Below are 10037 nucleotides of genomic sequence, written 5' to 3'. Positions count from 1 at the left end.
GCGGGGGGTCTCGAGGGGTGGGCTGCGCCCGCTGCTCGATCAGCAGGAGGGCGCCGCTCAGGCCTCGACCCAGGTCCAGGTGCCGGCCGGGCCGTCGACCGAGACCTCGCCGCCGGTGCGCGTCACGGTGAAGACCGTCTCCTCCCCCGTGTCGTGCGCGACGACCCGGACCGGCGTCGCTCCGTCCGGCCCCGGGAACACCCTCAGCTCGAGCCCGTCGAGGTAGTCGTACTCGGCCGAGTCCTGGCGGGCCCCCACCGGGATCACCGCACCCTCGCGCACGTACAGCGGCAGCGAGTCGAAGCCGTGGACCTCACGACGCCACTCCCCCGTCGAGACGGTCCGCTCGCCCGTCCACCAGCTCGTCCACGTCCCCCGCGGGAGGTAGAACTCGACCGTGCCGTCCTCGGTGAACACCGGAGCGACGAGCAGGTCGTGCCCGAGCAGGTACTGCGTGTCGAGGTGGGCGGCGCTGCGGTCGTCCTCGAACTCGAGCGCCATCGGCCGCATGATCGGGACGCCGGTGCTCGCCGCCTCCGCCCCCGCCGCGAAGAGGTAGGGCATCAGCGAGAGCTTCAGCCGGGTGAAGAGCCGGGTGACCTCCACGGCCTCCTCGTCGAACGCCCACGGCACGCGCACCGAGGAGGATCCGTGCAGCCGCGAGTGCGAGGAGAGCAGGCCGAACGCGAGCCAGCGCTTGAACACTCCGGAATCGGGCGTGCCCTCGAACCCGCCGATGTCGTGCGCCCAAAAGCCGAACCCGCCCAGCGCGAGCGAGAGGCCCCCGCGCAGGGTCTCGGCCATCGACACGTAGGAGGAGGTGTTGTCCCCGCCCCAGTGCACCGGCAGCGACTGCCCGCCGACCGTGGCGCTGCGGGCGAAGAGGACCGCGCGGCCCTCGCCGAGCTCCTGCTCGAGCACCTCGTGCACCGCGCGGTTGTAGAGCTGGGTGTACCAGTTGTGCATGGCCTCGGGGTCGGTCCCGTCGGCCCAGACGACGCCCTCCGACGGGATCCGCTCGCCGAAGTCGGTCTTGAAGGAGTCGACGCCCTGGCGCACGAGGACGCGGAGCTTCTCCTGGAACCAGGAGGTCGCCTCCGGATTCGTGAAGTCGATCAGCGCCATGCCGGCGACCCACATGTCCCACTGCCAGACGTCGCCGGAGGCCGTTCTGAGCAGGTAGCCCTTCTCGCGCCCCTCGGCGAACAGCGGCGACGCCTGCGCGATGTACGGATTGATCCAGACGCAGGTGTGCAGCCCGCGCTCGTGCAGGCGGGCGAGGATCCCCTCGGGGTCCGGGAAGGTGCGCGGGTCCCACTCGAGGTCGGTCCACTGGAACTCGCGCATCCAGAAGCAGTCGAAGTGGAACGCCGACAGCGGCAGCTCCCGCTCCGCGAAGCCGTCGATGAAGGAGTTCACCGTCTCCTCGTCGTAGCTCGTGGTGAAGCTGGTCGTCAGCCAGAGCCCGTAGCTCCAGGCGGGGACGACGGAGGGGCGGCCGGCGAGACCGGTGTAGCGCCGCAGCACGTCCTTCTTCGTCGGGCCCTGGATCACCAGGTACTCCAGCGCCTCGCCGCCGACCGAGAACTGCACGCGCTCGACCGCCTCGGAGCCGATCTCGAACGAGACGAGGCCGGGATCGTTCACGAGCACGCCGTAGCCGCGGCTGGAGAGGTAGAACGGGACGTTCTTGTAGGCCTGCTCGGAGGAGGTGCCGCCGTCGGCGTTCCACACATCCACGGTCTGGCCGTTCTTCACGAAGGGGCCGAAGCGCTCGCCGAGCCCGTAGACCAGCTCGCCGACGCCGAGGTCGAGCTGCTCGTGCAGGTAGGCGGCTCCGTCCGGTCCGGTCAGGTAGCCCTGCGCCTTGTGCCCGGAGCCGGTGAGGCGCGTGCCGGTCGAGGTGTCCCAGAACTCCAGCGACCACGGAGCGCCCTGCCTGATCCGGACCTCGAGGTCGCCGGTGCGCAGCACGCCGCCGGACTCCGTCACCTCCGCCGCTCCGACGTCGCCCTCGGCCAGCTCGAAGCCGGGCCGCACCGCCGTCCCGCGCCAGTGCTCGATCCGCACCCGCGCGACCCCCTCGGCCGGCGAGGACACCGTGACCGTGAGCGCCGGCCGGTTGAGGACGTCGCCGCGGCCCTGGATGACCCGGGTCGGGGCGATCACCTCGAGCGAGGTGCCGTCGGTGCGGATGTCGTACGCCTCCTGCGCGAACAGGGGCGTGAATCCGGCCCGCGTCTGCCAGAACCCGTCGGTGAACTTCATGGGGGTGCCTTTCGATGGCGCGCCGGAGGATCCCGTGAGGGAGGCGCCGACGGAGGGAGAGAGGGCTACTTGACCGCGCCGGCGGTGATGCCGCGGGTGAGGGTGCGCTGGAAGATCAGGAAGAAGATGAGCGTCGGGAGAAGGCCCAGGAGGGCGCTCGCGCTGGTCGTGGTGACGTCCATGATCTTGTCGCCCTGGAGGCTCGAGATCGCGATCGGGACGGTCTGCGTCGCGTCGCTCACCAGGAAGACCAGCGGGATGAGGAACTCGTTCCAGGTCCAGATGAAGAAGAAGATCATCAGCACCGAGAGGGTGGGCCGCGAGATCGGGACGATCACCCGGGTGAGGACCTGCCACTTCGAGGCGCCGTCGAGAGCCGCGGCCTCGAGGATCTCCTTCGGGAAGGTGCCGTAGACGCTCGAGAGCAGATAGGTGCCGAACGCCGACTGGATGACGGTGAAGATGACGATGACCGACAGCTGGGTGTCGTAGATCCCGACCGCTTTGAACATGTAGTACAGCGGGTAGAGCAGGGCCTCCTGCGGGAGCATGTTCGCCAGCAGGAACAGGACGATGATCCAGCTCCGGCCGCGGACCCGGCCGATGCCGATCGCGTAGGCGTTCAGCACCGAGAGGGCGACGGCGAGGATCGCGACCGACCCCGAGATGAGGATCGAGTTGCCGAGCTTCTCGGGGAAGTCGACGCGGCTCCAGAAGGTCGAGAGGCCGTCGAAGGAGAGGCCGGTCGGGAAGGCGAGCGGGCCGTTCGCCGAGTACTCCGCGGGGGTCTTGAAGGAGTTGAGCAGGATCAGCAGCACCGGGCTGATGATCACGAGCCCGATCACCACGGCGACGGCGAGGATCACCCAGTCGCCGAGGGTGCGCTTCGTCGTGCCCTTCGCGGGCTTGGCGGGACGGGAGGACGAGAGGTCCGCGTCCTCCGTGCCGGCCTGGGTGAGGGGCAGGGTCTCGGTGGCCGACATCAGCGGGCTCCTTCGCTGCGCTCGACGCGCTCCTGGGCGCGGATGAACAGCACGGCGAGGATCACGATGACGATCGTGAGCGCGGTCGCGATGGTGGCGCCGTAGCCCACCTGCTGCTTCTGGAAGAACTCGGTGTACGAGTAGTAGGAGGGGACGATCGTGGAGTCGCCGGGGCCGCCGCGGGTCAGGGCGTAGATCGGGCCGAAGACCTTCAGCGCGGCGATGGTGCAGGTGAGGGTGACCACGAAGATCTCGGGCCGGATGATCGAGACCGTGATCCAGCGGAAGCGCTGGAACCAGTTCGCCCCGTCGAGCTCCGCCGCCTCGTAGAGCTCGGGGTCCACGCGCTGCAGTGCCGCCATGAAGATGACGACCGGGTAGCCCAGCTGCACCCAGATCATCACGACCATGATCGAGAGCATCGCGGTGTCCGGCTTGCCGAGCCAGTCGTGCGAGAGGGAGCCGAGCCCGACGGCCTCGAGGATCGAGTTCAGCGCGCCGTTGTCGGGGCGGAGGATCCAGCCGATGACGATCGCGGCGATGACGGTCGGCAGGATCTGCGGAAGGTAGTAGGTGGCGCGGAGGAAGCTCGCCAGGCGCCCGCCGAACTTCTTGCCGACGAGATCGAAGAGGATCGCCGCGAGCAGGAGTCCGAGGATCGTGGGGACGATCACCATCGCGATGATCATGTAGACCGAGTTGAGGAACGAGGTCCAGAACTGGTCGTCGCCCATCAGCTCGATCCAGTTGTCGAGGCCGATGAAGATCGGCGGCTTGATGCCGCGCCAGGACGTGAAGCTGATGTAGACGTTCCAGATCAGCGGGATCAGCACGATGAACGTGAAGAGCACGAACCCGGGGATCAGGTAGAGCCAGTAGCCGCCGGAGCGCTTCTCGCGGGGCGGCGTCGTGGGAGGCGGCGCGCTCTCCGCGCGACGAGGTGCTGTCGTCGTCATGGGTACTCCTAGGTCGGACGGGGTCGTGGGTGTGCTGCCGCGGGATGCCGCTCCGGTACGGAGGCGACGGCGTGTCGCGTACCGGAGCGGCATCCAGCGGGGGGGGTGGAGGCTCGGCGGTGTTCGTGCGACCCCCTCGAGGGGTCGCCGTCACGTCCTCAGGTCTTCCACGGCCGTTCCGCGCCTGCAGGCGCGGGGCCGGCCGCCGTGGCCGACATCACGTGACGCTTCCGCGTCACGTGATGTCGGCGACTCCGTCGTCGTACTTGGCCTGGAGGTCGGAGAGCATGGCGGACTCGTCGGAGGAGCCGTTGATGAGCTCCTGCGTGGCGGCGACCAGGTCGTCGTAGAAGGTCGCGGTGGGCCAGTCGGGGTAGAAGGAGAGCTGGTCGCCGTCGACGACCGTCTTCCACTGCGAGAGCAGCGCCTTGCTCTTCTCGTCGGTGATGGCGCTCTCGTCGACGACCAGCGGGATGCCTCCGTTGTTGCCGATGAGGTTCTGGATCTCGGGTCGCATCGTGATGTCGATCCACTTGTAGGCGAGGTCCTTGTTCTTCGCCGTCTCCGGGATCACCCAGTGGTTGCCGGCGGAGCCCATCGTGAACTCGGCGCCCGGGAAGAGGAACGTGTCCCATTCGAATCCGGTGATCTCGGTCTTGAAGCGGCCGAACCACCAGGAGCCCGAGAAGAAGATCGGGTACTCGCCCGAGATGAACGCCGTGCCCGCGTCCTCCGCCTTCAGCCCGGAGGCGTCGGCCGAGAAGTAGCCCTTGTCGACGTAGGTCTTCAGCTGGTCGGCCGCGTAGCTCCAGGCCGCGTCCTCGAAGTCGACCTCGCCCGTGTAGGTCTGGTAGTCGGTGATCCAGGAGCGGTCGGCCTTCAGCAGCGCGAGCTGGTAGAAGAGCTGCTGCAGCGGGTACTCGGCGCCGGCCTCGGCCAGCGGGGTGATCCCCTTGGCCACGAAGGCGTCGAGGACGGCCGTGAACTCCTCGTAGGTGGTGGGGACCTCGAGGCCGTTCGCGGCGAAGGCGTCCTTGTTGTAGTAGACGAAGGTGAACTCGCCGTAGTTGGGGATGCCGTACCAGGAGCCGGAGCCCATGATCCCGTTCTCGTCGTACTTCGCGGTGGTCTGCAGCGCGCCGGGGATCAGCGAGTCCCAGCCGTAGAACGCGACCGCCTCGTCGAGGTTGGTGAGCAGGCCCTGGCTCGAGAGGAGTCCGCTGGTCGCGTTGCCCTTGTTGTACTCGACGACGTCGGGCGCCGAGTTGGAGTTGAAGATCTGGCTGGCGCCGGTGCGCAGCTGCTCGAAGGCCTTGAACTCGTACGCGATCTCGGCCCCCGTCTCCTGGGTGAAGATGTCGCGGGCGGCGAGCCAGGCGATGCCGCGGTCGCTGTCGGGCGTCTCGAAGTCCCAGAGCGTGAGGGTGCGGCCGGCGCCGTCGACCGTGGTCGAGAGCGCGTCGGAGCCGGCGTCGGAACCGCCACCGGAGCAGGCGGCCAGCGCGAACATCGCGCTGAGGCCGACTCCTCCGGCGAGGAGGTTGCGCCGGCTGAGACCGGCGGTCGGGCGGTGGAAGGCGGAGCGGGATCGGAGCGACATTGCGGTGGTTCTCCTTCGAACGGTGCGGTGGTGCTGCGGAGGTGGTGCAGGGAGCGCTCTCTCGCGGAGGCGCGGTGTCGAAGCGTTTCGACAGTGCGCAGAGCCGGAGCGGGCGGGAAGAGGGTGGAGGACTAGAGGGAGGCCGGCGCGAGAGTGCCGGACGGGACCGCCGGCACCGGAGCGCCGGTCGGAGCGGCCGCGAGGGATCCGCGGTCGACGTAGGAGGGCGGGAGCAGCTCGACGCCGACGGTGCGGCCGGAGTCGATCTGCTGGAGGGTCCGCGCGACGGCCGCTCGGCACATCGCGTCGAACGGGAGGGGAAGACTGCTGGTGGGGACCGGGAGGGCGCCGCCGTCGTAGCTGGCGCAGGCCGCCAGGATCGACAGGTCGCCGGGGACGGAGAGGCCGCGCTCGAGGACGCGCTCGATCGCCGCCTCCGCCACGGGCTCGTTGCAGTGCAGCACGAGCGCGGTGGGCGGGACGGGTGCGGCGAGGATCGCGTCGATCGCGGCCTGTGCGCTCGGGCGGCCGATGTGCGGGCGCTCGACCGCGATCTCGACTCCGAGCGCTGCGGCCTCGGCGCGGAACGCCTCGTCGAAGCGGCGGACGAAGCCGGCGTTGCGGTCGGTGTAGGACTGCGGGTGCTCGAGCAGGCCGAGCGAGCGGTGGCCCAGCTCGGCGAGCCGGCGGACGCTCTGGCGGGCGGCCTCGGCGAAGTCGAGGTCGACGCAGGCGAGATCGTGGGAGTCGGCGGGCACGCCGATGAAGGTGGCGGGGACCCCGGCCGCGCGGATCAGCTCGGCGCGGTCGTCGTCGTCGTCGACGCCCATCAGGACGATGCCGTCGACGAGCGAGGAGGAGGAGACGCGCCCGATGCCGCTGGAGGCCTCGTCGGTGACGAGCAGCAGGACGTCGTAGTCCGACTCCCGGGCGCGCTCGAGCACCTCGGTGACGAAGCGCATGTGGGTCGGCAGGTGCAGCTCGCCGCGCATCGGGGCGGAGAGGGCGAGGATGTGGGTCCGCGCCCCGGCGAGCATCCGGGCTCCCGCGTGGGGCCGGTAGCCGAGCTGGCGCACCGCGTCGTCGACGCGCTGCCGGGTGGAGGCGGCGATCGAGCGCTTGCCGGAGAGGGCGTAGGAGACGGTGCTGATCGAGACTCCGGCAGCGCGGGCCACGTCGTGGATGGTCGCCATGGCTCCTCCTGCCGGACGTCGTCGTCGGTCGCGGTCGAGCTTCGAAGCGCTTCGACCGGTCGTGCTGGAGCGACTGTACGCACAGTCGAAGCGCTTGCGCAAGCGATCCTCGCGACGTCCTCCCCGGGCACCGGCCCGCTCCGCGAGCGGTTCCGCGGCACGAGCGGGCGGCACCCGCGATGGGGCCGGAGGGCGACGCGCCGGGCCTTCCGCTCGTTGCGCCTCTCGATCCTCAGGAGATATGTTGGGCTCAACAACAATTCGGCGACGTCGCCGGAAAGGATTCGGATCCCATGTCCCTGACCCCCACCCGCGCCGACAAGTTCTCGTTCGGCCTCTGGACCATCGGCTACAACGGGACGGACCCGTTCGGCGGCCCGACCCGCGAGCCGCTCGACGTCGTCCACGCGGTCGAGAAGCTCGACGAGCTCGGCGCGTACGGCCTCACCTTCCACGACGACGACCTGTTCGCCTTCGGCTCCACCGACGCCGAGCGCCAGACCCAGATCGACCGCCTCAAGGGCGCGCTGGAGTCCACCGGCCTCATCGTGCCGATGGTCACCACGAACCTCTTCAGCGCCCCGGTCTTCAAGGACGGCGGCTTCACCTCGAACGACCGCGACGTCCGCCGCTTCGCGCTGCGCAAGGTCCTCCGCAACATCGACCTCGCCGCCGAGCTGGGCGCGAAGACGTTCGTCATGTGGGGCGGCCGCGAGGGCGCCGAGTACGACTCCGCCAAGGACATCCGCGCCGCGCTCGAGCGCTACCGCGAGGCCGTCAACCTGCTCGGCGACTACGTCACCGACAAGGGCTACGACATCCGCTTCGCCATCGAGCCCAAGCCGAACGAGCCCCGCGGCGACATCCTGCTGCCCACGCTCGGCCACGCGATCGCATTCATCGACTCCCTCGAGCGCCCCGAGCTCGTCGGCGTGAACCCCGAGGTCGGCCACGAGCAGATGGCGGGCCTGAACTTCACCGCCGGCATCGCCCAGGCGCTGTACCACGGCAAGCTCTTCCACATCGACCTCAACGGCCAGCGCGGCATCAAGTACGACCAGGACCTGGTCTTCGGCCACGGCGACCTGCACAACGCGTTCTCGCTCGTCGACCTCCTCGAGAACGGCGGCCCCGGCGGCGTCCCGGCCTACGACGGCCCGCGCCACTTCGACTACAAGCCCTCGCGCACCGAGGACGAGACCGGAGTCTGGGACTCGGCCGCCGCGAACATGCGCACCTACCTGCTGCTCAAGGAGCGCGCCGCGGCCTTCCGCGCCGACCCCGAGGTGCAGGAGGCGCTGGCCGCCGCCAAGGTCGCCGAGCTCTCCACCCCGACGCTGAACGAGGGCGAGTCGTACGACGACCTGCTCGCGGACACCGCCTCGTACGAGTCGTTCGACGCCGACGCCTACCTCGGCGGCAAGGGCTTCGGCTTCGTGCGCCTGCAGCAGCTGGCCACCGAGCACCTGCTCGGCGCCCGCGGCTGACCCGCACCCCCTGAGCCCGCGGTCCGCCGCGGGACGACCTGAGACGGACGAGATCCCCTGCACCCGCACGGGATCTCGTCCGTTCTCCTGCATCCGGCCCGGTTCCGCACCGGACGCCCGAACCCGAACCCCCCAACGAAAGAGGACAGCGATGACGCTCGTCGCAGGGATCGACTCGTCGACCCAGAGCTGCAAGGTGGTCGTCCGCGACCTCGACACCGGCGCCGTGGTGCGCACCGGCCGGGCGAGCCACCCGGACGGCACCGAGGTCGATCCGGCCGCGTGGTGGGAGGCGCTGCAGCTCGCCCTCGCCGACGCCGGCGGGCTCGACGACGTCGCCGCGATCTCGGTCGGCGGCCAGCAGCACGGCATGGTCGTCCTCGACGAGAGCGGCACCGTCATCCGCCCCGCTCTGCTCTGGAACGACACCCGCAGCGCGCCCGCCGCCGCCGCGCTCATCGAGGAGCTCGGAGCCGGGGCCTGGGCGGAGCGGACCGGATCGGTGCCGGTCGCCTCCTTCACCGCCACCAAGCTCCGCTGGCTGCGCGACGCCGAGCCCGAGAACGCCGCCCGTGTCGCCGCCGTCGCGCTCCCTCACGACTGGCTGACCTGGCGCCTGCTCGGCTACGGCCCCGACTCCGCCCGCGGTCCGCAGCTCGACGCGCTCACGACCGACCGGTCCGACGCGTCCGGCACCTCGTACTGGGGAGCGGACGGCTACGACCTCGACCTGCTCGAGCGCGCCCTCGGCCACCGCCCGCTGCTCCCCCGCGTGCTCGGCCCCTCGGAGGAGGCGGGCCGCACCGAGAGCGGACTCGTCGTCGGCCCCGGCGCGGGCGACAACGCGGGCGCCGCGCTCGGCCTCGGTGCCGGCCCCGGCGACGTGGTCGTCAGCATCGGCACGAGCGGCACGGTCTTCGCCGTCACGGACGACCCGGTGCGCGACGCCTCCGGGACCGTCGCCGGCTTCGCCGATGCGAGCGGGCGCTTCCTGCCTCTGGTCGCGACGCTCAACGCCGCGCGCGTGCTGGCCTCGACCGCGACCCTGCTCGGCAGCGACTTCGACGAGTTCGCCGCACTGGCGCTCGAGGCGGAGCCGGGTGCCGACGGCCTCGTGCTGGTCCCCTACTTCGAGGGCGAGCGCACGCCGAACCTGCCGGACGCGACCGCGAGCCTGCACGGGATGACCATCGCCTCGACCACGCGACCGAACCTCGCCCGCGCGGCGATCGAGGGCATGCTCTGCGGACTGGCCGACGGGCTCGACGCCGTTCGCGCGCAGGGAGTGGAGGCGCGGCGCATCCTCCTCATCGGCGGAGCCGCGCAGAACCGCGCCGTGCAGCTCGCTGCATCGCAGGTGTTCGACGTGCCCGTGCAGGTGCCGACGCCCGGCGAGTACGTGGCCGACGGTGCCGCCGTGCAGGCCGCCTGGGCGCTGACCGGATCGCGTCCGACGTGGACCGTCACCTCGGTGGCCGAGCCCGCGCCGGACCACCGCCCTGTGATCCGCGAGCAGTACGCGGCCGCCCGCGCCTGAGAATCCGGCCCCG

At 70.5% G+C, this 10037-nt stretch carries 7 protein-coding genes; 2 read left to right on the top strand and 5 right to left on the bottom strand.

Features of this window, described 5'->3' with window-relative positions; genetic code table 11:
• Positions 1–57 precede the first annotated feature (57 nt).
• From yicI to C5C29_RS16085, 5 genes are all read right to left on the bottom strand, one after another.
• Complete coding sequence (gene yicI / locus C5C29_RS16105; RefSeq protein ID WP_104224872.1) at positions 58–2268, bottom strand: alpha-xylosidase; 2211 nt, start codon at positions 2266–2268, stop codon at positions 58–60.
• A gap of 65 nt (positions 2269–2333) precedes the next feature.
• Positions 2334–3251, bottom strand: a complete 918-nt coding sequence (locus tag C5C29_RS16100; RefSeq protein ID WP_104224873.1) for a carbohydrate ABC transporter permease — start codon at positions 3249–3251, stop codon at positions 2334–2336.
• Positions 3251–4207 (bottom strand): carbohydrate ABC transporter permease, encoded by a 957-nt coding sequence (locus C5C29_RS16095; protein WP_104224874.1) that lies wholly within the window; start codon positions 4205–4207, stop codon positions 3251–3253. Before C5C29_RS16095 ends, C5C29_RS16100 begins: the two co-directional genes overlap by 1 nt.
• A 235-nt stretch (positions 4208–4442) precedes the next feature.
• Positions 4443–5807, bottom strand: coding sequence for an ABC transporter substrate-binding protein (locus tag C5C29_RS16090; protein ID WP_258060612.1), 1365 nt, complete (start codon positions 5805–5807; stop codon positions 4443–4445).
• A gap of 131 nt (positions 5808–5938) precedes the next feature.
• Positions 5939–7000 (bottom strand): LacI family DNA-binding transcriptional regulator, encoded by a 1062-nt coding sequence (locus C5C29_RS16085; RefSeq protein ID WP_104308567.1) that lies wholly within the window; start codon positions 6998–7000, stop codon positions 5939–5941.
• Between the two features lie 293 nt (positions 7001–7293).
• Between C5C29_RS16085 and xylA the strand changes: the two genes are divergently transcribed.
• Both xylA and xylB read left to right on the top strand, forming a co-directional pair.
• Positions 7294–8487: a xylose isomerase gene (gene xylA, locus C5C29_RS16080; protein ID WP_104224876.1), complete on the top strand. Its 1194-nt coding sequence runs from the start codon at positions 7294–7296 to the stop codon at positions 8485–8487.
• Between the two features lie 151 nt (positions 8488–8638).
• Positions 8639–10024, top strand: a complete 1386-nt coding sequence (xylB, locus tag C5C29_RS16075; protein ID WP_104308566.1) for a xylulokinase — start codon at positions 8639–8641, stop codon at positions 10022–10024.
• Positions 10025–10037 lie beyond the last annotated feature (13 nt).

Origin of the sequence: Rathayibacter sp. AY1H2, from assembly GCF_002931985.1 — a bacterium.
In the GTDB taxonomy this organism is placed as follows: Bacteria; Actinomycetota; Actinomycetes; order Actinomycetales; family Microbacteriaceae; genus Rathayibacter.
The sequence above is the reverse complement of the archived record's forward strand: the minus strand, read 5'-3'. Positions and strand labels throughout refer to the sequence as shown.

Bases quoted from the DNA above. Each gene is read 5' to 3' on its own strand.
- yicI (WP_104224872.1), bottom strand. From the start codon at position 2,268: ATGAAGTTCACCGACGGGTTCTGGCAGACGCGGGCCGGATTCACGCCC.
- C5C29_RS16100 (WP_104224873.1), bottom strand. From the start codon at position 3,251: ATGTCGGCCACCGAGACCCTGCCCCTCACCCAGGCCGGCACGGAGGAC.
- C5C29_RS16095 (WP_104224874.1), bottom strand. From the start codon at position 4,207: ATGACGACGACAGCACCTCGTCGCGCGGAGAGCGCGCCGCCTCCCACG.
- C5C29_RS16090 (WP_258060612.1), bottom strand. From the start codon at position 5,807: ATGTCGCTCCGATCCCGCTCCGCCTTCCACCGCCCGACCGCCGGTCTC.
- C5C29_RS16085 (WP_104308567.1), bottom strand. From the start codon at position 7,000: ATGGCGACCATCCACGACGTGGCCCGCGCTGCCGGAGTCTCGATCAGC.
- xylA (WP_104224876.1), top strand. From the start codon at position 7,294: ATGTCCCTGACCCCCACCCGCGCCGACAAGTTCTCGTTCGGCCTCTGG.
- xylB (WP_104308566.1), top strand. From the start codon at position 8,639: ATGACGCTCGTCGCAGGGATCGACTCGTCGACCCAGAGCTGCAAGGTG.